The sequence below is a fragment of the Peribacillus sp. NPDC006672 genome, assembly GCF_050274955.1.
In the GTDB taxonomy this organism is placed as follows: domain Bacteria; phylum Bacillota; class Bacilli; order Bacillales; family DSM-1321; genus Peribacillus.
Genome location: NZ_JBNNOR010000007.1, coordinates 1 through 23,076, shown reverse-complemented (window position 1 = coordinate 23,076; position 23,076 = coordinate 1). Strand labels below are relative to the sequence as shown.

Here is a 23,076-nt window from a genome sequence, read left to right as displayed (position 1 = left end):
TTATGGAAGGGAGAGAAACAGTATGCTTAAAACTGATAAGTCCTTGGAAGAAATGTCGAAACAGCAAGTTGTTAACTATTTGAACGAAACGGTTAAACCAGAGGAAGGCGTTATACCTGCATACCTCCTTGGGGATCAAAAGGTTTATGATATAGAACATGAAAAAGTGTTTTTGAAAACATGGGTTTTTGTCGGCCATGAATCTGAAGTTCCCAACAAAGGAGACTTCTTGACCCGTGAACTCGCGGGCTATTCGCTCATCATAACCCGTGATGGTGAAGGGGAAATCAGGGCGTTTTATAATATGTGCACCCATCGCGGAATGAAACTATGCCGTGCTGATAAAGGAAACAAGTCTTCATTTACGTGTCCATATCATGGATTTAATTTTAAAAACACTGGTGAGCTCGTGGGGGTACCACTTCAAAAGGACATATATGGGGGCACACTTGACCGTTCAGAAATGGGCCTTCACAAAGTGAAGCTTGATTCTTATAAAGGACTTTTATTTGGAACTTGGAATGAAGACGCTGAGCCGCTTGAAGAGTTTCTTGGAGATATTAAATGGTATTTGGATTTACTGGTAGGGCGCGCAGAAATGGAAGTTATCGGGGTCCCGCAAAGATTCGTTGTTAATTCCAACTGGAAAGTGGGTTCCGATAACTTTGTTGGTGATTCCTATCACACGATGGTCACACACGGATCCATTGCAAAACTTGGCATGGTACCCAATGCCACCTATTCAAAACGTGGTTTTCAAATCCATATGGATAACGGCCATGGGCTGAACTTAGGGACACCTAACCCTGACTTCGCTTTCCCGGAAGAATTGAAAGATGAATTTAAAAGTAATTTGTCTGAAGAACAATATGAAGTTTTATCAAACTTAAAGAATATGATTGGGAACGTTTTCCCCAACTTATCCTTTTTAATATCCCATACAAAAATCAAAGACCAGTTCATCTCCAACACTTCAATTAGAATGTGGCGACCAATTGGTCACAATAAAATGGAAGTGATCGCTTGGATGCTCGTCGAAAAGAATGCCTCCCAAGATTGGAAAGATAGATCAAGGGATTCGTTTATCTTGACCTTTAGCCCATCCGGTATTTTCGAACAGGATGATACGGAAGTGTTTACGGATATTACTGAAGCAGCCCAAGGTCCAATGCCTTTTCTAAAGAATTTAACCTATAATTATACCATGGGTCTTCATCGTGACCCTGTTGATTTCATAGGACCGGGCATTGCTTACGATGATAAATTCACAGAAGCGAGCCAACGGAATTTTTACAAGTACTGGTTGGAATTGATGACGAAATGATAAGCGGGAGGGGGAACGGAAATGAATGTGGAGAAAATGTTGCTTAAATGTGAATTTGAACAGTGGTTGTATGATGAAGCACAATTACTGGATGATATTGAATTTGATGATTGGTTCGATCTAATGCACTCAAGCTTGTGTTACCAAATGCCTGTTCGCATTAATAAAGAAGGGGTGGAACGCCCGGATTATTCAACGGAAATGTTTACATTTAATGATGATATTGAGCTGCTGGGACTGCGCGTGGATCGTTTGAAAACAGATTATGCATGGGCGGAAATACCGCCATCAAGAACACGCCGTTTTGTCTCTAACGTGCGCGTTAAGGACTTTGTTGAAGGTGAAAAGGCAGTCGTCAAGAGCTATCTACTTATCTATCGAAGCCGTAGCACGGATATTCAACATGATTTGATTTCAGGGGAACGAAATGATGAATTCATATTCGAAGATGGTAAATGGAAACTTTCCAAACGGATATTCATCGTTGACCAAACAACGATAAATACCAGGAATCTTGCTATCTTCGTATAATATTACTTGCATAAAAAAGATAACAAGGAGGCTGGTTGTAATGGCAATGGCGTTAAAGGATAAAGTAGTATTGATTACCGGAGGCAATTCTGGTATAGGAGAAGCTGTCACTAGACGTTTCATACAAGAAGGAGCAAAAGTCAGCATTATCGGCCGCTCAATAGAAACGCTGAAGAAAATGAAGGAGGAATTTGGTGAAGGGATTCTTGTTCACCAAGGCGATGTAAGCAAATATGAAGACAATGAGAGGGCTGTAAAGGCCACTGTCAAGCAATTCGGAAAGCTGGATGTTTTCGTTGCAAATGCTGGAGTCTTTGATGGATTTGCCAAATTTGCCGACGTAACTCCCGATGCACTTTCCGAAGCATATGACTTTCTGCTCGATATTAACGTTAAAGGATCTTTCTTCGGTGCAAAAGCCGCCCTTGATGAACTGCAAAAATCGAACGGCAATATTATTTTTACCGTATCCGGTGCTAGTTTCTATCCTGATGGCGGCGGAGTTTGGTACACAGCAAGCAAGCATGCTCAAATAGGGTTAATGCGTCAACTTGCTTTTGAACTCGCTCCGAATATTCGGGTAAACGCTGTGGCGCCTGGTGGCACACTGACGGCATTATCGGTCATTCCTCCTCTAAGTCCATTCGTTAAAATCGTGGATAATGATACGAAGGCCAGCAGCATAAAGAAAAGAAACCCACTTCAGCTTGCCCAAATGCCCGAAGATCATGTAGCTGCTTATGTCCTCTTAGCATCGGATGAAGCACGTGCAATTACCGGCGAAGTCATTTCCAGTGATGGTGGATTGTCAGTTCGTGGACTGGGTTGAGTTTATAACAAAATAAACGATAGGGAGAAGGTTTATATGCTTGGCTGAATCACTATTGGGCAATAGGAATATTAATCAACTCGCATTTGTTGTAAAAGATATTGAAGCTGCTAATCTAGCTTTCACAAAACTGCTAGGCATTAAGAAGGCAGAACCATTTCTAACTGGTGACAGCTCAGTTTCGAAAGTCACTTTTAGAGGTGTACCAACGGAATCAAAATCTAAACTGGCTTTTCTGAATACACCAACCGTCCAATTTGAACTAATTGAACCTGATGAAAATCCAGGAACGATGCGTGAGTTTCTGGATGGAGTAGGTGAAGGGATCCACCATATTGCTTTTGATGTTGACTCTATTCAAAAGAGGCTGTCAATCATGGAGAAAAGTGGATATCCAGTTTTGCAAACGGGCGAATTCACTTCGAGTGACGGCCGATATGTATATGTAGATACACTAGATGATCACAAAACGTTAGTTGAACTGCTTGAAAGTGCAGAGCCGCGGCAAACGGAATGGGAAAAACCTGAAGCTGCAAGAGCTCAGCCGCTATTAGGGACTAACAAAGTGGAACAGCTTGCGTTAGTTGTAAAAGACCTGGATGCGGCAGCAGATGCATACTGTAAGTTGCTGGGTATTGAAAAACCTTCCATCATTCATTCGGGCCCCATCGAAATTACAAATGTGATTTACAAAGGGAAGCCCACTGCAGGAGAATCTAGATACATGTTCATCGATACCCCGTTAATTCAAATTGAATTGATCGAGCCGGGCGAATCACCTAGCACATGGAAAGATCATCTAGAAACATATGGTGAGGGTGTTCACCATATCTCTTTTGTCGTTAAAGACATGGAAGCTAAAATGAAGATGTTGGAGGAAATGGGTTATCCGATCATACAGACAGGTAACTTTTTTAACGGGAAAGGGCGATATGCCTATATGGATACAATATCTACCTTTAAAGTGATTATTGAATTACTAGAACGTTTTGATGGGTAACCATGTTTCAATTGATCATTAAAAAATATTCCGGCTGAATTGCCTAAGCACTTAACACTTACATAATTAGGAATGGTGAACCCCGACAGTAAATAAATCCAGTCATTTATTTACGTTCCCCTTGTCAGCTGATGTACGTACTGGACAATAAAAAACCGTTGAAAGCATTTACAAGGCAATGGAAGAAGGGGACTTCAACCATGGACTTGTACGGTTGGAAGCAATATCAGTTTTTTTAATTAATTCCTCTTCCGTAATTCCTTCAAAGGCTTTTTGTATCGAATAGTTTTCGAGCATTTTCCTGATTTCCAATTTCCTCAGGAGGTTCACGAACTGATGTACGGCTACAATTGAATTGTGGGGCGATGCCATCTTCCTTCTTTGGAAATGGTTCTTTTTTCATTTAACTGGAAAATTCTTCAGCACTTACTGATTTATTAAATGGTTTGGGATTCCGTAACATTACCGTTTCAGTAAGGCAAATGTAGTCCAGGAAGAGGACTAAATGTATTTGACGTTTATAGCGAAATGGTCCTCGCTGGGCCAGTAATCACCATTATCTCTGATTTTTTGTTTTCAAAATAGCTTCTTAGCATACAAATGGAAGCAATGTTTTATTTCCTTTTTTTAATTTCTGAAGTGTTTTAATGCTTTCATCACCTGAAAATACCCCCTAGTTTTTTGATTTGGGCAGGCTGGGTGAAAAAAGTGAATAAACAATCATATAAAGTCAATTCTATATACAAGAATGATAAAAAGGAGATTACATCGTGAAGCCATATGAAATAAAAAATATGATTATTGATGACGAGTTTGATGGTGAAGAAACTGTTACAGCTGATTTTACTCACAATTATAAAAATTATAGCATTACTTTTAAAAAATCAGATCTTGAAATAATTAATACATGGGTTTTTGAGGAGGGTTCATCTCTTCCAGCAAATTTATCAGGTACTATCATTGAATCAATAAGGGAAGATATTAAAAAGAGAATCTAGTTGAAGATGCTGATTGAATGCTACCGCTGCCAAATGTAAGCTAGACAATATGGAATGATATAGGTCAACCACCGTATTCATTTCAGGTTATTCCATCTAGTGAAGATGCAATTGATTACATCATTTTTCTGAAGTCGAGGGGCCCTGCCATTTATCTTAAACGGGATGGTCTGCTTGGTCTGACGGCTGGGAGAAATAAAACAAGAAAACTTGAGTTCCTTTTTGCCTATACATTGGAAAAAGGAGGGATACGTTAATTACATGTGGAGGCATTCAATCAAATCATTGTCGCTTAGTATTAGCCGCTGCCGTTAAAGAGAAAATGAAGTGCATCCTTGTGTTTGAAGAGGGTCTTTCAAATTCTGAGCCAGTAACTATTTTCTCTATCATTTATTGGGCGCTGAAAAAATCATAGTAGTGCCAAATGGAGCGGACTTATGCTAGGAATGCAGGAAGTTGCTAAAGAAGTGACAGAGAAAGGACATCGCCCTTACATAATCCAGGCGGGGGATCAAATGTCATTGGCGCAAATGGATATGTTGCTTGCGCTCAGGAGATTTTGACACAGTCCTTTGATCAAGTAATCGATATGAAAGTTGTTGTTTGTGTAAGTGGAAGCGTTGGAATGCATGCGGGTGTGTGACCGGGTTTTGTGGAAATCAACGTAGAATATCGGTAATTGGAATAAAAATAAGCAGAGGAAAAGCCGAACAAGAAGAGAAAGTGTTTCAGCTTGTTAAAGAAAATTCAGCACACATCGGTATTCCGAATTCAATACCTCGTGAGGCTGGCTACGTGTTTTGATGAGTATGTTTGCCTACACCTGAAATGGTGAAGCTGTAAAGGTTAGGGCAAGAACAGAAGGGATTTTACTGGATCCGGTCTATACGGGTAAAGCGGCAGCGGGACTCATTGATTTAATAAAAAAAGGCATATTTAAGCCGGAGGATAATATCCTATTTGTACACTCTGGAGGTGCCTCATCGTTAAAAGCCAATACCTCTCTCTTTAATTGAAGTTTAATTAATATAATTATAATATATTAATATGGAAAAGTAGCCCTTTTTATTTAAAAGAAAATATGGGAGGTATTATATATGTATATTACAATTTCTGATTTTATAAAAGAATGGAATAAAGAATCCATACTAACTCAAAAAGTTTTGGATAACTTGACAGATGATTCTTTAGAACAACAAGTTTATCCTGAAGGGCGTAATTTAGGAAGAATTGCGTGGCATTTCACAACAAGTATTCCAGATTATTTAGCTCATTTTGGTTTTAAGATAGATCGGATAGATAGTGCAGAAAACGTCCCATCATCAGCCCAGGAAATTGCTATTACTTTTAAAAATGTAAGTGCTCACGCAGCCAAAATCATTGAACAACAATGGACAAATGATTCCTTAGAACAAATACAAGAAGCGTTTGGAAGACAGGAAACAAATGCTTCCATCCTTATGGGACTTATCAAGCATACTGTTCATCATCGCGGACAAGTTACGGTTCTGATGCGTCAAGCAGGAATAAAACCTTATGGGGTTTATGGACCACCAAAAGAAGATTGGATTCATTTAGGTGTGGAGAATCCACCACTTTAATGCTTTCTTAAATGAAGTTTAAGGTAATTATCTTCAACAAACGGGCGCTAGTGTTGAAAAATCAAATCCCAATTTCCCATTTATATGAGGGAGCGATTGGGGTTTTAATGGATGCGGCAATAGGAGAGAGCCGAGTCTTTTTATGAATTTTTCTTATTTGTTTAGTGGTTCGACAATTACCAACACACAACTTGTTTTATTATCTATGTTTATTCTTGTTTCAGCTATAATTGCAGGAAGATTTGGAGTAGATGGTCTGTTGCTGGTATTCCTTAAAGACAAACTAGTTACTAACAAAACGAAAGCGATGAAAGATACTGATTAGTTTATTAAATAAACCCGAAAGATCGCTGGTATAGGCGGTTTTTTTTTGCACTGTTCTTAGATTTATGTCATAAGACGCTAATACAGCTTTAATTAAGGACCATCACAAGTCTTTATTTCGTTCATGTATCCTGTGTTGGAATCCATATATATATCCTTTTTTGGATCGCTATATTTAATGTAATAATTTGTTATTGACGTAACAGATAAAAAGAATTTATAATTTTAAAGAAATAATAAATGATAATGATTTTCATTTTCGTTTTATACATTTAATGGTTAATTTATTTCTTTTGGGGAGAGGGAAAATAATGCAAGGTAGAACAAGTCTATACATAATTATTTTGGTAGTTGCAATGATAGCATTCCCGTTTCGTAGTTTTGCAGCAAGTGCAGAAAATGACTTACAAGGTGCAAACAAAAACATTATTGAAGCAATGCATTCTGTACAAAATGGGGAAATGGAAGAGGCTAAAAAACAATACGAATCATTTTCATCTACATGGATGTCGATTGAAAGTGGAGTGAAAGACGAGTCTCAAGATGCCTACCGTGAAATAGAAGACGGAATGGGGCAAGTACAGTTTGCTTTAGCCCAACAACCTGTGAAAAAAAGGAGTCTGGAAAATTCCCTCAACAAATTAAAGCAAACCAATGAAAAGTTCATTGCTGGAAAATTCCCTCATACCGTCGCAAAAGCTGAAGATACAGAAACAAATCAGGGGAATGTAGCCGATTTGATTGTGCTATTAAATCATTCACTTTCTAAATTAGATCATAACGATGTGAATGGTGCAAAAACAGATATTGAGCAGTTTCGTACCTCATGGCTGGATATAGAAAGCGTAGTATTAACACAGTCTTCTAAAATCTATACAAACGCTGAGAGGGACATGGTAACGTCGTATGCAATGCTTACTTCAAAGAACCCTGACGTAAAGGGAGCTAAAAAAACAATTGAAGGAATGCGTGATTATCTTTCTCCACTTGCATCTAAAACAAGTTACAACATGTTAGATGCTACAACTATCCTTTTGCGTGAAGGTTTAGAAGGGTTACTTGTTGTAGTAGCACTTTTAGGTTTTTTGAAAAAGGCTGGTCATGCAGATAAGAGTAGATGGATTTGGATCGGCGTTGGATCAGGTTTAGGAGTAAGCATTATCTTAGGCGTAATCGTAAACATGTTGTTCTCTGCCGGTGCATTTGGGAGTAATAACTTCTTAATTGCTGGCTGGACCGGAGTCTTTGCTTCAGTGATGCTTCTGTACATGAGTTATTGGCTTCACAGTAAATCAAGTACGGCGGCGTGGCAACGATATATTCAGACTCAAAGTACAAAGGCCATTGATAAAGGGAGTCTATGGTCGTTAGCTATTCTTTCTTTCCTTGCTGTTTTCCGGGAAGGAACAGAAACCGTGTTATTCTTTATCGGGATGGCTGCATCCATTAAAATATCTACACTTTTAACAGGTATAGCTATCGGATTAGTACTATTGATTGTGCTTTCTTACTTAATATTAAAAGTTGGATTGAAGATTCCAATGCGCCCATTTTTCCTAGTATCCAGTATTCTAATGTTTTACCTATGCTTCAAATTTGCAGGTATGGGCATTCACGGGCTTCAACTTGCTGGATTATTACCAGCTACACAAGCTCCAATCCCTACTATAGATTTCTTTGCGATTTATTCAACATGGGAAGGTGTAATTCCACAAATCATTCTACTTATAGTGGCAATTGTCGCAATGATATTGAATAAAAAAAAGGATAGAATAACAAAATTACAACAGACAAATCAGGAGGAATCAAAACATGCGATCTAAAAAACTTATAGTACCAATCATCTTAGCGATGTCCTTAACATTAGCAGCGTGCGGAACAAATGAAGAAACAAAGAAAGAAGCTCCAAAAACAACAGAAGAATCATCGAATTCAAAAGCAGTTTCAATAACTGACGGTGCACAAGACATGAAACAAGTACTGGCTGATTTGAAAACGCAACTTACGGAAAAAGATGCTACGAAAGTAAAAGATAGTGGAGAGAAGTTAGAGGAGAAATGGCAAGTATTTGAGGACTTAGTAAAAGAGAAAAGTCCAGATTTATATGAAAAGGTAGAAACGCCACTTCATACAATTGAAGCAGGAGCTAAGGTTGAACCACTTGATGCAAAAACGCTAGACAAAGCAGCAACAGAGTTAGACGGTATGTTAACAGAAGTACAAAATTTAAAATAAAAATATTGACAAAGAGTGCTTTTTCTATGATTAATATAGATTAGAGCGCTCCTTTTTTGTTTTTTATAAAATCTATATAGCTTTAACCATTTATAATATGTACTATCCTTACTGGTGGGTTGATGGTTCGCTCATATCCAATTACATGTCACATCGTATCATTTTGAATATCTCTTGAAATTTTTTCAATTCTATTAATGTGAATAATTGACGATCACCGTGTATTTCCATAACTTCAAGAATAGTTCCATCAAGATATCTTAGAAAAGCTAATTACATAATGGAGGATGGCTTGTTTTAAGAAGGAATTGTTTCTATTGTGTTTTTGCTTCAGTATCACTTTCTAGACGAAAAGAAAAAGGTAAGAAAGAGTATGGCTATTTTTTTCTTTATTAAGTCTCCTTTTAGCCATGATTATATTTGTCTTTACTTTGCGTAAACTAGAGCTCTTCGCACGATAAGAAATGAGTGGGTTAATAAGTAACCTCTCTCCTCAAGATACTGTACAACGGGCGAAATAATGCCCCGTAGATTCAAATACAATCGGAGGTTTGATCCCCGTTATCCATGACCATGCAACTCTTATGTGGAATCCAAAACAATCTAATTTCACTATCTATTTAGAAGATGATACAGCATATGAACTTTCCCTTAAGCAAGTGTCAGGCATTGTAAGATAGTTCTAAATAACACATTGAGAAGTTGCATACTGTACCTTCTGTTTTATGCCTTCATGCCTTTCTAAAACTTCTTAAAAAATGTGTGTATAAAGTTATACAATTTTTTAATCTTACATGTAGTCCAGTTTATTTGAAAAATATTTTAAAATTGTAGCTTTGTAAAAAAGATTGATCATTTATAATAAAGACTGATTTTTTCTTGTTCAGCAAACGGGCCATATTGTGGAAGAAGGAATTTGAAATTCACATACAGAATTATTTGATGTAAAGAAAAGGGGGGAGAGGAATTGAACCATGATTTTTATCGCTCATTATTTCCTATATTAGCTACGCACACACATCTAGCTAGTTGCTCCCAAGGTGCCTTGGCAAAGTCCGTTTCAAAAGCTATTGAGGATTATCAAAATAGCCTACTTCTCTCAGGAAGTAATTGGAATGAAGCGATAAGTAAAGTGGAGGAGACAAGGGTGAAATTTGCTGAACTTATTGGAGCCGAAACAGATGAAGTTGCTGTATTATGTTCTGTTTCTAATGCTATTTCTGCTATTGCAACTTCCCTTCCTATTCAGCAAAAGAAAAATAAAATCATGTTTACGGAAATAGATTTTCCAACTGTTGGTCATATATGGTTTGCGCAAGAACCGTTTAAGGATAATATTTCAATAATTTGTTCTTCCAATGGGGAAATACCTCTGGAACAATATGAAAAAGAAATAACAACTGATACGCTGATGACATGTATTCCCCATGTGAATTATTACAATGGATATAAGCAAAACGTTAGAGAGATCGCTGATATTGTGCATAGAAAAGGCTCGCTTTTGTTCGTCGATGCTTACCAATCAGCAGGACATATTCCGATTGATGTAAAAGAGATGGATATTGATATATTAGCAACGGGAACTCGTAAATACATGTTAGGAATTCCCGGCGTAGCGTTTTTGTATATAAAAAAAGAACTAGCAGAGCAATTAAAACCAAGAGTTACTGGGTGGCTGGGACAAGAACAAGCATCTTCATTTGACATTTATAATCCTGTCTTTGCAATGGGGGCTCGTCGATTTGAAACAGGTACGCCTTCTTTTATAAGTATTTACGCGGCTTATGAGGCACTAAAATTGCTCCTTGAGGTTGGGATAAGTAATATTGAAACCCATTTAAAAGAACTAACCCAATTCACCGTATATTATGGACAAGAAAAAGGATTACATCTCACTGGACCATTTTCTACTGATAATAGGACGAGTCTGATGTCTTTCCAAGTTGAAAATGCATCAAAAGTGGAAGCGATGTTAAGAGACAAAAAAATTATTGTTTCTGCAAGAAAAGATGTAATAAGAATTGCCCCTCATTTCTATAACATTAAGGATGAAATAAAATGTGCAATAGATGAGCTTGTAATCATAACAAATAGGGATTAAGCAAATATTTACTCAAACAAACCTAAATTGAGGATTGTTTTGTTATTCTGTTTTGGATTTGAGTCAATATTTTGGACACAAAAAAGTTAAATCTTAAGCTGTATTTCTAATTTGATCTTCAATGGCTTGTGGGGTTTTATATCCTAGGCTGCTGTGAATTCTTTTTCTGTTATACCAACCTTCAATAAATTGGAACATTGCTAATTTTGCTGTTTGGTAGTCTAGATACTGTACGTGGTTGACTTCTTCCTTCTTTAATATCGCATGAAAGGATTCAATACAGGCATTATCGTACGGGCAACCTTTCTGGCTAAAGGATTGCTTAATATGATGGTTTTGGATATGTTGAGTAAACTCACTACTTGTATATTGTGAGCCAAGATCCGTATGAAGAACTAAGCCCTCCGAGGGCTTTTGTGATAAGTGTGCGTTATTGAAAGCTTTTATGACCAGTTCTGTCGTCATTGAACGTGAAAAGGAATACCCTACTATTTTCTTAGAATGAAGATCCAATACAGAAGCTAAATAACACCATCCGTCTTTTAACGTGTGGATATACGTAATGTCAGCTACCCATTTCTCATTAATGGTCTGGGTGGTAAAGTCTCGTTTAAGCAAATTGTCTAACTGAATAACCTTTTCTTTAGATGGATAAGGACGGTATTTTTTCTTAGTAATAGAACGAATTCTTGCCTTGCTCATTAAACGTTGAACACGCTTAAGACTGAGGGAAAACCCTTTGGTTAATAAGCTTTCATGAATCTTTGGAGCCCCATACCTTCCCTTGCTTTCCAGGTAAATGAGATGAATTTCCTTCGTGAGTTCTTGGTTTTCCTGTTCACGATTCGATACGACTAATTGAAGGGACTGATAATGGCTGCTTCTTGGGATTTCTAGTATTTCACACATCTTCTGTATGGGATATTGTTTCTTGTGTTCCTCAATAAATTCGGTAAGATCTGTCTCGGTTACTTTTTCGCGAATATGGCCATAGCCTTTTTTAAGATTTCAACTTCTTGCTTTAACCGAAGGTTTTCCTTCTGTATGGCGGCTAATTCCTTTGGAGTCATGGACTCTTCTCCTAAACCGATTGGAGTAAATTCTTTAACCCATTTATAAATGGTTACGTCTGATACGCCATATTCGCTGCTTAATTCTTTGACCGAATTACCCGAGTGATAAAGATCTACAATAGTCTTCTTGAATTCATTATTATATTTTTTAGCTGTATTCTTACGTTCCAAGACGGACACATCCTCTCAAAAATCATTGTAAGGACTTAACTAAAATGTGTCCATGAAACTATACTAACTCCAGTTTAAAGGCGCGATTGTTGAGAAAAACGGGTAGAAAATGAACAAACCTTTTTATAAAACCGATACTTAAATCTGCTGAATATGAATCCATTTTGATCAATCTTTTTTCAAAATGGATTCTTTTTATGTTGAATAAGATAGTAGTTTAGTTATATAGATTATAAATACGCATAACGCTATAATTTTCAGAGTATTAAAAAAATATCAAGAAGAGGATTATAATGAAACAAAAATTGTTGGTATTTCTTTCATTTTTGGCGTTAACCACAATGTCATTTTCTATTCCCAATGTAGAGGCTGCAAGTTATAACGGGAAGAGTCCAGTTTCTACTGGTTGTCAAAATGATGCCTACAAGGCAGTTTCTACGAGTGTGAAGAAGGATAATGGAACCATTGTTGGAACAATTCAGTTAAAATATAGTCCATCCTGTAAGTCTGCTTGGGCGAAAACTACATTTAATTCTGCCTTGCCATCCGGTTATACAGGGAATGCCTTTATTCACCAGTTTAATTCCGATCATTCGATAAAGCTCCGATCATATGATTGTAATAGTTCTGGAGGAAATGGAAAAGTACTTTCCGGACAAAAATCATGTTATACCCCCATGGTTGATGATCCAGTGGGAAATTATGCGAAAGCAGAAGGATATCGATCAACAAGCTCGAATCCTTTTGAAGCTTATGGTATTACTGGATACTATTAATAGGGGTCCTGCCGACAAAACACGAATACGCTAAGACAATTTGGGAATAAAAAGCCCTGAATTTTCTACACTAAGTAGAAGATTCAGGGCTTTGTTTGAAAAAACTTATCTTATTGTTGATCACAATGGCGTTCAACAAGTACTCAAAGACAACTCCGTCTTTCAAAGGACGATAAATTGCGTGAACGGATAAAACAGATTAACATAAAGCACAAGGAATATGGTTATCCTCGCATGACAATTGCCTTATGAGAGAATGGCTTTTTAGTGAACCACAAAAAAGTATATAGACTTATGCGAGAGCTTCAAATTTATTCGATCATTCGTAAAAAGCGACGCTTTTTCAAAGGAAAACCCTCGAAGATTTTCCCAAATGTATATTAGAAAGACAATTCCAAAACCGCAAATAAAATGAGGTACTTGTTACAGACATCACCTACTTGCCATTCAAAGATAATTTTCTCTATTAATCGGTGGTCCAAGACATTTACAATAATGCTTGGAAACTCTCACAAAGCAATGATTTACAACTTGTTCTAGAAACACTTGATTTAGCCACACAAAAAAGAGATGTGTACGGAACCATCATCCACTCAGGTCAAGGATTCCCATACACATCTCATGTTTTATCATCGCACGCTTCAACAGATAGGTGCCATCGGCAGCCACTCTCGCAAAGGAAACTGCCATGAAAACGCTTGTGTCGAATCAATCTTCTCTCATTTTAAATATGAAATGTTTTATCTCAATCATTTTCAAACAGATGAGAACTGAATCAAGCAATTGAAACATATATCTATCGTTATAATTACAAACGGTTCCAAAACCGACTTAACCATCAAGCTCCGATTGAATATCGAACCTCGATGGTTGCCTAGTCTTTTTTTAGCTGTCTACTTGACTGGGGTAAGTCCATGTCAACAATAATCTTTAACAAAGCCAATGAAGTAAAGCACGAGTTGAAATGATAATGATTATTGATTTATGAGGTAGAATATTATCTATGCTTATTTTTATTAATCAATTTCAATTAGTATTTCATCTATAATTTCTGCTAATAATTCAACGCTCCTATTTTCTTCGTTCATTGTATTTTCTACCCCTCCAATTTGAAGAAGGAGTGAGTTCGCAAATAAGTCATGATTATAAAAGTTTTGTTTATAAGGATTTTTTGTTTGTGATTTTTTCAGTAAGACTCCTCTAGAAAGTCCAGGATATTTCTTTTCTAATTTTTGATGAAAGAGATTTGCGATTTTTCGGTTTTCTTTAAAATTAGGACTGTTTTCCGAGACAACAAATGACACACTGGCTACATCTTTTCCATCTATTCTAATGGTTGTAGCATCTTTTAGTTGAGTATCTCTGTGAATATCTATAATTAATTTTAAATTCTTATTTTTTTCTAGAACGGTTTGCACTTCTTTCCCTGAAATATCGTATATTTTAGAGTAATCCAAATTTCGATTTCGAAGTTTTTGTTCAAAATCCGTGGTGCTATGCAATACATTAATATTTTTTTTCTTCAATGCACTAGTTAGTTCTGCACCTACCACCGTAATATTTTTATTCTTATCATATGCTTCATCTAAGTTTTTATTTTCAAGTAACGGCGTAAAGGATTCCGTGTTATGGGTGTGGTAAATAAATACAGAAGGATTTTTATTTGAAGCAGTCATGCTTTCCTCATTATTTTTAGGAATGGCAGACATTACAGTATGATAAGACTTTACAATGTGCTGATTTCCTCCTAAAAGGAAAGCCCAAGCAGTTATTGCCACTGTAGCAATAACTACAGACCAATAATAAGAAAGTTTCTTTATTTTACTTACTTTGCTTATACGGTTAGCTTTTTTAATTAATAGGAGTCTTGTATCATTTACAAATTCTCTTCTTGGATTTAAATCGAAAGAGTGTTTTATCTCTTCAAAAATTTCATTATCATTTTGCATTCTCGAAAACCTCCTCTATTGAAACATTAAGTTTCTTTCTTAATACTTTTAAGGCTCTATGGTAATCGACTTTGACTTTTGCTTCGTTACATTGCAATATTGTTGCGGTTTCCTTAATCGAAAATTCATTTATTCCCCTTAGAATGACAATACTTCGATAAGTAGGTTTTAATGACTGTATAGCCTGTTGCAATATTTTTGTACGTTCATTATCTTGTAGAATCTCATCAGGGATTTTCCTATTTGAAACAAGTTGTTTAAAAAAGCTATCTTTAAATACAGAGTAAAATCTTTTTTTTCTGTGGTAGTCAATTGCAGCGTGTTTGGCTATGGAAAGAATCCACGTTTTTAATGTACATTGCTTGTTAAATTTAGATTGAGATTGTAGTAACCGTATAAAAACATCTTGGGTTAAATCTTCAGCTTCGTTTTGGTTCCCAGTAAAACAAATTAAGAACTTATAAACATCTCGATAATACTTGTTATAGATTATCTCGATACTCTCATCTAAATTATCTTTATCAAGCAAAAATATCCCTCCTTTTTTGTGTTCAATTATTAATCGAATAAGAATCCAAAAAGTTACAATATTTAAAAATAAAAAAGATATTAATTTAAAATAATTTAGAATTAATCGTAAATAATTGCATAGAGCTGAATTATTTCGGGGGAATAAATTTACTAGTAACAAACCATTCCATAACTTTTATGAACTCCCCCAGTATGATAGCTATATCTCTCGAATGCCCACTTATTCGCAGGATTTCAAAACCCTTGAAAATACATTAACGATCAAAAGCAATGAGCTTAGATTATTTTGACTTCGTGGAGACATAGTTAAATAAAGTAGTAATAGATAAATCCGTATTTTACCATTTATTGCGCGTAATCTCCACGCCGCCCCTGGAGGTTTTTCCCTCCAATTTCTCAACGGGGCATAAAAAAATATGTCCTTTCATTCCTTCGTCATGCCTGTCCAAGGGTGTTTTCTTATTCGTAAGATTTTTAAAGATGCACGGAGTACCAGATTTATCCGTTAGGTTAGTGTGACTGCCTCCTAGTTAATTAGAACTATGTAACATTAAAATTCATACTACCTTCCATTATTTGATTGCAAGGATAGTAAGGAGTTGTTGTTTAATTGAATGTTAAAAATATAAGTACATCCATTTCTGAAGATATTATTATTACTAATTTGACAGGTTTCATAACCCTTGTTGATGTAAACACCTGGTTTAATTCATTTGAGAAAACGTGCTATTCATTTATTAGACAAGGAAAAAAGTATAAGTTGTTAGTTAATCGTAAAGGTTATACTCCAGAACATTTTTCTGTACAAAAAATGTGGAAAGACAAATTGTTCTCTAATAATTTATTAGAGAACACCATTGCAGTCGCTTTTTTATTAGAAGAAGGGGATATTCTAATTCACCTTGAACAGTCTAATACCAAAGACAATGCAATGTTCTCAAGTAATTATGACCAATTAATTGACTGGCTTACTAAATATAAATAACGGATTTCTACTCCTAAGTTGCTGAAAGGTAACTTTTTTTAATGAACAGTTTTTGTCAACTCTACAAGCCTTATAGAACAAACGGGTTGCTTCACTTCATTAGGGAGGGCTGCTAGCGCAACATTTTTCTTATGGCGCTAACGGCGCAGGATGGTTCCATAATAATTGTTATAAACCCTTAACTATCTATAACAATAGGGACTTATATAAGTAAAAGGGAATGCTTTATCGTTTTTAAAACTAACAATTGGTAATATAAGGTGCGATTTATTCATAACCTATTTAAAATGATTTATTTTTTTTAGGAGGAATAATGAATAAATTCCAACCATTAATGTGGGTAGTTCTAACAATATTTATTGTAGTATTAGTAGTACCTTCTATTTTAGTAGCTTCATTTTCAAACAATACAAAACAGAATATTCATGCATCTACAAAACAGAATATTGTTGCTTCAACTGACATTAAAGAAAGCAAAAATGATAAAAATTCGACTGAACCATCCATCGACGTGTCAGTCTATAGGACAAACACTAAAGAGATTGAAAAGATCCCTTTAGAAGAATATGTAGTAGGTGTTGTTGCTTCAGAAATGTCAGTTACTTTTGAATTAGAGGCATTAAAGGCTCAATCTTTAGCAGCTAGAACATTTTTAGTTAAACAAATGCTTTCTAATTCTAAAATTAATTTACCAGACGGTACTGATATAACTGATAATATTCAATACCATCAAGTCTATAAAAATAAAAAAGAACTAGCTAATCAATGGGGAGAAAATTATAAATCAAATATCTCTAAAATTCAGAAAGCAGTTGACGCTACAAAAGGTCAGATTTTAACCTATGATGAGAAACCAATCGATGCTTCTTTCTTTTCGACCAGTAATGGATATACGGAGAATTCTGAGGATTATTGGGGTAATAAAACGCCATATCTAAAAAGCGTTGAAAGTCATTGGGACATAAAATCTCCTAAGTTCCAAGACCAAACAACAATTCAAGTATCTAAATTTGAAGAGTTGCTGGGAATTAAATTGAATAATGATGTTAATATCGGCAAGGTTATCTCAAAATCCAAAGGAAATCGTATAAAATATTTTGAAATAAACGGTAAGAAATATAGTGGAAAGACGATTAGAGATAAGCTAAAACTTAATTCTTCCGATTTCACATTTAAAAGAGAAGGTAATGAGGTAATTATTAATACTAAGGGAAATGGTCACGGAGTAGGTATGAGTCAATATGGTGCTAACGGATTGGCACAAGAGGGTAAAAATTATAAGGATATTGTAAATTATTATTATCAAAATGTAACCATTTCTTCAGTTGAACCCTTTATAAACAAAATGTATGTAAAAAAATAAAATTACCTCTTACTAACAGTTTGTAATTCCTTATAAAACTAAATAGATTAGAGAAATGTTTGTTCTTCAACTAACAGGTGCAATAGTTTTTTTTGGAGCTGTGACGTTTAGCTCTTAGCACGGGCCACGTGTACGTGTTGGGCAATATCCACACCAACAACTAGATGTTGATCCGAAATTCTTTCAATTAGTTGATTTTGTTTGTTTTGCATTTTAAAATTCATAGTAGGGCTTCCTCCTTAAGATTTTGAGTTAGATTGGACTCTATACTCATATCTTATTGGGGGGTCTATTTTTTTCAAACCTGATATTTAACGATCTACAGGAATGCTAACAGGAGCGTTAGTTGATTAAGGAACACAAAAATGATCAATCCTTTTTATAACAGAATAATCCAATAAGGGCATGTTTTGATTAATCTTTTTTCAAAATATGTCTTTTCTACTTTTTCTTGCATTTATTTGAGCAAACTTTGTTTCAAAGCTACATTGAGGAAGATTTGCTTAATTGACAAAAGTAAATAGCCCTTTTTTATTGCATTTCAAGCAGTGTCTAGATGCGATTAAACGCTGATAAATTTAAGGATGTTTAAAAAGATGCATAAACGAGATTAGAAACCCCTTTGGACGCAAAGAGGTTTGATTTTTAATGGATTCCTTAAAGAGGTATTTTGTGAACTAAAAATGAATAGTATATCATGATCAAAATTATAAGCTTTGTTACCAATCTTTCAGGATAAATCTTTGAAAATAAAGGAGGAGGGAATGAAATGAAAATTATAGAACACAACAAAGATAATTGGGATAAAAAAGTACAACAGAAAAATCAATGGACAATCCCTGTTAGTAGTGAAGAAATAAGTAAAGCGAAAGAGGGAAACTGGAGTATCATTGTTACCACGACAAAAAAAGTTCCCAAAGAGTGGTTTCCTAACCTTGAAGGGAAACATGTGCTGTGTCTAGCTTCTGGAGGTGGGCAACAAGGACCCATACTAGCTGCAGCTGGTGCAAAAGTGACAGTATTAGATTTTTCAAAAAAACAATTGGAACAAGACCACTTAGTTGCAGAACGAGATAATCTAAAGATTGATACGATTATGGGTTTCATGACAGATTTAAGCATGTTTGATACAGAAATATTTGATGTTATTGTTCATCCTGTATCAAACCTTTTTATTCCAGATATTCAGCCTGTATGGAAAGAGGCATGGCGCATACTTAAATTTGGTGGAACAATGATTAGTGGTTTTATGAACCCTATATTTTATTTATTTGATTGGGAATTGCAAGAGGAAGGGATACTACAAGTAAAGCATTCACTCCCTTATTCAGAGTTAGATTATTCATCAGAAGAAGAAATAGTGAAAAACAACCATGCAATTGAATTTGGTCATACATTAGAGCAACAAATCCAAGGTCAAATTAAGGCTGGATTTATGATTGCTGGATTTTATGAAGATACATTTGGTGGGGAAAGATTATTAGATAAATATAGTGCTAGTTGTATTGCTACAAAAGCAGTAAAAGTAAAATAACGAAAAAACAGATTGCTACTTAAGTTATATTTAGTTACTACCGATAAGTGGCAGCTGACGAACTTCCGAATGTACAGGTCTACACGCACGATACATAGAAATGTGTATATCACCAAATATGAGGTCAGCGGTGGATGAGTAAGAATAGCTAATATGAAAATCCATGATATGTTATAGGCGTATGATGACTAACAGGCTTAGAGGAAAGCCCCTAAGTTCTTTGTAAGCAGCGTGGAGGCCTTGCTTCCTTAGAAGCGTTGAAAAGGAAAACACTAGCGAAGCTACTGTATAACTTATCATTATATCAGTGAAAGTGGTGGCACAGTACCGTTGAAGTGTCTAATTAGCATGGAGGGATAGCCACTAGACTAATGAAGATTCATTTAATCATGCAAGGCAATTCTTTATCGATTGATAAGGTTCTCGTATGACTAAAAGAGGTTCAACTCCCAAGGGAGTCACCGACTTATTAATACGAAAGAAATGAGACACAGTGAGTATTTGCTGCTCAAAAGTGTTAATGGTCAAATAGAATTGGATTAGTTGGCCGTATGCGGTGAAAGCCGCACGTACTGGTGTGAACAGGGGGAAAAGGGAGCGATAACGTCAAACCCTTACCTATCTGTATGAAGATCGGAGCAGTCTTTAATGCAGATTTTCTTTATTACATACTATCGGGACAGTTGTGGTTTTTCAGTTATTAATAATTAAGAACATTATTATTAATTAATAAAAACTTTTTATCATTGGGAGATATTATGAAAAGAATACCGTTTTATAGTTTCTGGTTTGCTAAGGCAAGCATAGCCTTAGCTGATGTCATTTACATTATGGTTATTACCACATTTATATATCAAAAAACTGATTCTGCATTAATTGCTTCATTATTTCCTTTATTCAAAGCCTTGGCTAATATAATCGCTGGTCTAACATCACCATTAATATATAAAAAGTTCACTTTTTCTAAATTAATGGTGAGCCTTCAGGGTTTAAAGGCAATAATACTTACTCTCTTACTCTTTGGTTTCTTGCCTATTACTACTCATATTTATGTTCTGTTATTTATAATTTTAGTAATATCTTTTATGGAAGGATGGGGAAACCCGTTACTTAATTCTGTAACACCTAAAATTGTACCGAAAGAAAATCTTGTGAAAGCAAACAGTTCTATATCCATCACAACTCAATCTGTTCAAATAGCTGGGTATAGCTTTACTGGTTTTGCCGTAATAAATTGGGGGCATAATCCAACTTTGGCTTTTAATGCAGTGTTGCTTTGGGTTTCCGTATTATGTTTATATACTACTTCACAATATTTAATTGATATCGTTGAAGTTCAAACGGAAAAGCAATCCAAATGGGCACTAATGAAAGAAGGCTGGGGTATCTTATGGTCTAATCAAACTCTTAGAATGGTTACTTTAATGGATGTTATTGAGGGAATGGCAGGTTCCGTTTGGATTGGAGCAATAACATTGGTGTATGTAAAAGAAGCCTTAAACCAAGGGGAGCAATGGTGGGGTTTTATTAATGCAAGTTATTATATTGGTGCTATTTTTGGGGGGATAATCACCTTGTTCATAGCTAAAACAATTCAGAAGCACTTGATATTTAGTATGGCGATTGGTTCGTTATTATTTAGTATTTTCACGTTAATTTATGGGCTGACGAGTATTCCTATATTGGCTCTTCTGCTTTGTGTTGCAATGGGCCCAGCCTACCAAATAAGAGATGTAGCTCAACAAACTGCATTTCAAATAAATATTCAAACCGAACATTTACCTAAAGTGTATGCATCCCAAGGTATCCTATTATCAACTGTTACAGGTTTATCCATTTTTCTAATGGGTTTCATTGCTGAATTTGTTGGAGTACGAGCTGTATATATATTCGGTTCAATCCTGATCTTTATTTCTGCTATATTATCTTTTACTTTAGTTAATGCAAACAAGAAAAAATTTTCTACTGTTGATTTTAAATCATAATAAAATGAAGATCGGGTGCACAATGCCAATGGAACTTTTTGAAGAAATGTCCAAAGCAATGATTCAAGATTAACACAATGTGTTTTTGCATTAATAGGTCCTTTTCTTATGGCACTAAACCAGCTAATAGTTAGTCAACATTTATCAATGAAAACTTAAAATATTTCATACTATACTAAATTTGTGTTTGCCAAATAACCTTCCAATGAACTGTATTTGGAAAGTTTTATGCTGTGTTTTTATACTTTTAAACTAGGTTAGAACTTGGAATGTCAAGTTGTTTTGTAATAGTGCATAAATCCATTGTAGAAGCTTATTGGCACATGCTATCACAGCTACTTTAAAGGGCTTTCCTTCTTCACGTTTCTTATCATAGAACTCTCGTAATCTCTTGTTCCGAGGGATGATATCATCTGTCGTTTTCTTCTTGCGACAATCACGAATGGCACAACGTATAAGGAGGTCGTAGTCTACCAGAACCTCTTTTGGTAATCCGATTTACTGTGCCTTAAAATTTACCTGATTCAAATATACTTGGCTCAATTCCGGCAAATGTCACTAGTTTTTTAGGGTGATTAGACCGATCAATCTCTCCATTTTCAGAAATAACCGATGCAGCGATTTTTTCACTGACTGAAGCAGCCATAAGTTTCGATGCCTGTGTATTCGTCCACTTTCTAGAACGACTTGGACAAAGTTAATCCTATTTGCTACAGTTTCTTCATCGACTGCTAATATGTCTTCAGAAGTAGTGAATTCTAATAGGGTAAGCAAGAAACAACCGAATACAAATCTCCAAAAACCCCTCTATATTCAGGAACATAATATTGCCGGTAACCCCTAATCCTACTTGCAGTATCATAGCTTCGCTTGTTATACGAGATCTTGGTCCCAGCCAGCCAAATCATGTTTAAGCAAGTAGGGGGGCGAACTGTTTAGTTGACGGGGTCCAAGCCTCAGGGGCAGGAACGTTCTACCCCGGCTACGGTTATCATAAATCGATATAAAGAATGGTTAACCAGAAATATCTGGCTGACATAATAATACGATCGGGACAGGATAGTCTATTTAGATGTATAATATTGGATATGCTTGAGGGGTGATTTGATGTTAATAAGAGAGGTAAAATCTGAGGATGCTGAAAGGTTCGATTGGCTAATGAAGCAAGTTGAAAATGAGGCTGATTTTATGCTTATGGATCCAGGAGAAAGAAAAGGTTCTCCTGAACAACAACGTAAATGGTTGGAACGAATGGGTAAAGAGAGTAATTCAACGGTACTTGTTGCAGAACAAGAAGGTGGACAGTTAGTAGGTTATTTAGCAGTAATTGGAGGAGATACAAAAAGAACAAAACACTCAGCCTACCTTGTTATAGGTATTTTGAAAGAATACACAGGGCGTGGTATAGGAACAAAACTATTTCAGAGGTTAGAAGAATGGGCAATAACTCATAATATCTTACGGTTAGAACTTACAGTGGTCATTCAAAATGAAGCAGGAGTATCTCTATATAAGAAAATGGGATTTGAGATAGAAGGAATAAAAAGAAACTCACTAGTGATAGATAACAATCTTTTTGACCAGTATTTTATGTCCAGGTTATTATAAGGTCCTGTTAAAACTACTGGTGCGTTAGCTTAAAATCGGAGCTGTCTTTAAGGCAGCTTTTTTTTAGTGTGCCAGGCATGGCAACTATCTAGGTGGTGAAAGTCCACTGTGGGGGTACACATCGACCAACCACTAAGGAAGCGCAAGGTACTTATCGT

Annotated in this window: 21 protein-coding genes and 3 pseudogenes; 18 read left to right on the top strand and 6 right to left on the bottom strand. The window is 35.7% G+C overall.

Annotation, left to right across the window (positions count from 1 at the left end):
• The first annotated feature begins 22 nt into the window (after window positions 1-22).
• The 4 genes from ACQKKK_RS12785 to ACQKKK_RS12770 are packed head-to-tail and all read left to right on the top strand — an operon-like array spanning window position 23 to window position 3,684.
• A complete protein-coding gene (locus ACQKKK_RS12785) occupies window positions 23-1,324 on the top strand; it encodes an aromatic ring-hydroxylating oxygenase subunit alpha (RefSeq protein WP_427616530.1) in 1,302 nt (433 codons plus the stop codon).
• 21 nt (window positions 1,325-1,345) lie between these two features.
• The gene (locus tag ACQKKK_RS12780; protein WP_427616529.1) at window positions 1,346-1,855 is read left to right on the top strand and encodes an aromatic-ring-hydroxylating dioxygenase subunit beta; all 510 of its coding nucleotides are present in this window, start codon (window positions 1,346-1,348) and stop codon (window positions 1,853-1,855) included.
• A gap of 40 nt (window positions 1,856-1,895) precedes the next feature.
• Window positions 1,896-2,684, top strand: a complete 789-nt coding sequence (locus tag ACQKKK_RS12775) for an SDR family NAD(P)-dependent oxidoreductase (RefSeq protein ID WP_427616528.1) — start codon at window positions 1,896-1,898, stop codon at window positions 2,682-2,684.
• A 40-nt stretch (window positions 2,685-2,724) separates the two neighbouring features.
• Window positions 2,725-3,684, top strand: coding sequence for a VOC family protein (locus ACQKKK_RS12770; protein ID WP_427616527.1), 960 nt, complete (start codon window positions 2,725-2,727; stop codon window positions 3,682-3,684).
• 168 nt (window positions 3,685-3,852) lie between these two features.
• On the opposite strand, the gene ACQKKK_RS12765 is transcribed toward ACQKKK_RS12770, so the two are convergent.
• A complete protein-coding gene (locus ACQKKK_RS12765; protein WP_427616526.1) occupies window positions 3,853-4,056 on the bottom strand; it encodes a hypothetical protein in 204 nt (67 codons plus the stop codon).
• A 398-nt stretch (window positions 4,057-4,454) separates the two neighbouring features.
• On the opposite strand from ACQKKK_RS12765, the gene ACQKKK_RS12760 reads away from it, so the two are divergent.
• The 5 genes and pseudogenes from ACQKKK_RS12760 to ACQKKK_RS12740 all read left to right on the top strand — a co-directional run bounded on the left by ACQKKK_RS12760 (window position 4,455) and on the right by ACQKKK_RS12740 (window position 8,842).
• On the top strand, window positions 4,455-4,682 hold the full coding sequence (locus ACQKKK_RS12760; RefSeq protein ID WP_427616525.1) for a hypothetical protein: 228 nt from the start codon (window positions 4,455-4,457) through the stop codon (window positions 4,680-4,682).
• A gap of 140 nt (window positions 4,683-4,822) precedes the next feature.
• Window positions 4,823-5,698 (top strand): annotated as a pseudogene (locus ACQKKK_RS12755) (D-cysteine desulfhydrase); the annotation flags it as partial.
• Between the two features lie 81 nt (window positions 5,699-5,779).
• Window positions 5,780-6,283 carry a DinB family protein gene (locus ACQKKK_RS12750; protein WP_427616524.1) on the top strand — a complete coding sequence of 168 codons (504 nt, stop codon included), beginning with the start codon at window positions 5,780-5,782 and terminating at the stop codon, window positions 6,281-6,283.
• A 635-nt stretch (window positions 6,284-6,918) separates the two neighbouring features.
• Window positions 6,919-8,430, top strand: coding sequence for an FTR1 family iron permease (locus ACQKKK_RS12745; protein ID WP_427616523.1), 1,512 nt, complete (start codon window positions 6,919-6,921; stop codon window positions 8,428-8,430).
• On the top strand, window positions 8,420-8,842 hold the full coding sequence (locus tag ACQKKK_RS12740) for a hypothetical protein (protein WP_427616522.1): 423 nt from the start codon (window positions 8,420-8,422) through the stop codon (window positions 8,840-8,842). The genes ACQKKK_RS12745 and ACQKKK_RS12740 overlap by 11 nt, the downstream gene beginning before the upstream one ends.
• A gap of 400 nt (window positions 8,843-9,242) precedes the next feature.
• Here the strand turns inward: ACQKKK_RS12740 and ACQKKK_RS12735 are convergent.
• Window positions 9,243-9,404, bottom strand: a pseudogene (locus ACQKKK_RS12735) (IS110 family transposase); the annotation flags it as partial.
• 405 nt (window positions 9,405-9,809) lie between these two features.
• On the opposite strand from ACQKKK_RS12735, the gene ACQKKK_RS12730 reads away from it, so the two are divergent.
• Window positions 9,810-10,943 carry an aminotransferase class V-fold PLP-dependent enzyme gene (locus ACQKKK_RS12730; RefSeq protein WP_427616521.1) on the top strand — a complete coding sequence of 378 codons (1,134 nt, stop codon included), beginning with the start codon at window positions 9,810-9,812 and terminating at the stop codon, window positions 10,941-10,943.
• 93 nt (window positions 10,944-11,036) lie between these two features.
• On the opposite strand, the gene ACQKKK_RS12725 is transcribed toward ACQKKK_RS12730, so the two are convergent.
• Window positions 11,037-12,187, bottom strand: a protein-coding gene (locus ACQKKK_RS12725) for an IS3 family transposase (protein ID WP_427616520.1) whose coding sequence is annotated in 2 segments (ribosomal slippage) — window positions 11,037-11,938 and window positions 11,938-12,187 — 1,152 coding nt in all. Because the reading frame shifts where the segments join, the coding sequence is not laid out codon by codon here.
• Window positions 12,188-12,480: 293 nt separating this feature from the next.
• Here ACQKKK_RS12725 and ACQKKK_RS12720 point away from each other — a divergent pair.
• From ACQKKK_RS12720 to ACQKKK_RS12710, 3 genes are all read left to right on the top strand, one after another.
• Window positions 12,481-12,963 (top strand): DUF2690 domain-containing protein, encoded by a 483-nt coding sequence (locus ACQKKK_RS12720; protein ID WP_427616519.1) that lies wholly within the window; start codon window positions 12,481-12,483, stop codon window positions 12,961-12,963.
• Window positions 12,964-13,230: 267 nt separating this feature from the next.
• The gene (locus ACQKKK_RS12715; protein WP_427616518.1) at window positions 13,231-13,347 is read left to right on the top strand and encodes an IS3 family transposase; all 117 of its coding nucleotides are present in this window, start codon (window positions 13,231-13,233) and stop codon (window positions 13,345-13,347) included.
• 386 nt (window positions 13,348-13,733) lie between these two features.
• Window positions 13,734-13,841 (top strand): IS3 family transposase, encoded by a 108-nt coding sequence (locus tag ACQKKK_RS12710; RefSeq protein WP_427616767.1) that lies wholly within the window; start codon window positions 13,734-13,736, stop codon window positions 13,839-13,841.
• A 138-nt stretch (window positions 13,842-13,979) separates the two neighbouring features.
• Here ACQKKK_RS12710 and spoIIP read toward each other — a convergent pair whose 3' ends face one another.
• Together spoIIP and ACQKKK_RS12700 are read right to left on the bottom strand one after the other, a co-directional pair.
• Window positions 13,980-14,912, bottom strand: a complete 933-nt coding sequence (gene spoIIP / locus ACQKKK_RS12705) for a stage II sporulation protein P (protein ID WP_427616517.1) — start codon at window positions 14,910-14,912, stop codon at window positions 13,980-13,982.
• Window positions 14,902-15,441 carry an RNA polymerase sigma factor gene (locus ACQKKK_RS12700; RefSeq protein WP_427616516.1) on the bottom strand — a complete coding sequence of 180 codons (540 nt, stop codon included), beginning with the start codon at window positions 15,439-15,441 and terminating at the stop codon, window positions 14,902-14,904. Before ACQKKK_RS12700 ends, spoIIP begins: the two co-directional genes overlap by 11 nt.
• A gap of 612 nt (window positions 15,442-16,053) precedes the next feature.
• Here ACQKKK_RS12700 and ACQKKK_RS12695 point away from each other — a divergent pair.
• From ACQKKK_RS12695 to ACQKKK_RS12680, 4 genes are all read left to right on the top strand, one after another.
• Window positions 16,054-16,428 (top strand): STAS/SEC14 domain-containing protein, encoded by a 375-nt coding sequence (locus ACQKKK_RS12695; RefSeq protein ID WP_427616515.1) that lies wholly within the window; start codon window positions 16,054-16,056, stop codon window positions 16,426-16,428.
• Window positions 16,429-16,741: 313 nt separating this feature from the next.
• Entirely contained in the window at window positions 16,742-17,791 is a 1,050-nt protein-coding gene (gene spoIID / locus ACQKKK_RS12690; protein ID WP_427616514.1) for a stage II sporulation protein D, read from the top strand.
• Between the two features lie 769 nt (window positions 17,792-18,560).
• A complete protein-coding gene (locus ACQKKK_RS12685) occupies window positions 18,561-19,325 on the top strand; it encodes a class I SAM-dependent methyltransferase (protein WP_427616513.1) in 765 nt (254 codons plus the stop codon).
• 758 nt (window positions 19,326-20,083) lie between these two features.
• Window positions 20,084-21,310: an MFS transporter gene (locus ACQKKK_RS12680; protein WP_427616512.1), complete on the top strand. Its 1,227-nt coding sequence runs from the start codon at window positions 20,084-20,086 to the stop codon at window positions 21,308-21,310.
• A gap of 252 nt (window positions 21,311-21,562) precedes the next feature.
• Here the strand turns inward: ACQKKK_RS12680 and ACQKKK_RS12675 are convergent.
• Window positions 21,563-22,128: pseudogene (locus ACQKKK_RS12675) on the bottom strand (transposase); the annotation flags it as partial.
• A 289-nt stretch (window positions 22,129-22,417) separates the two neighbouring features.
• Between ACQKKK_RS12675 and ACQKKK_RS12670 the strand changes: the two are divergent.
• Window positions 22,418-22,918, top strand: a complete 501-nt coding sequence (locus tag ACQKKK_RS12670; protein ID WP_427616511.1) for an N-acetyltransferase family protein — start codon at window positions 22,418-22,420, stop codon at window positions 22,916-22,918.
• Window positions 22,919-23,076 lie beyond the last annotated feature (158 nt).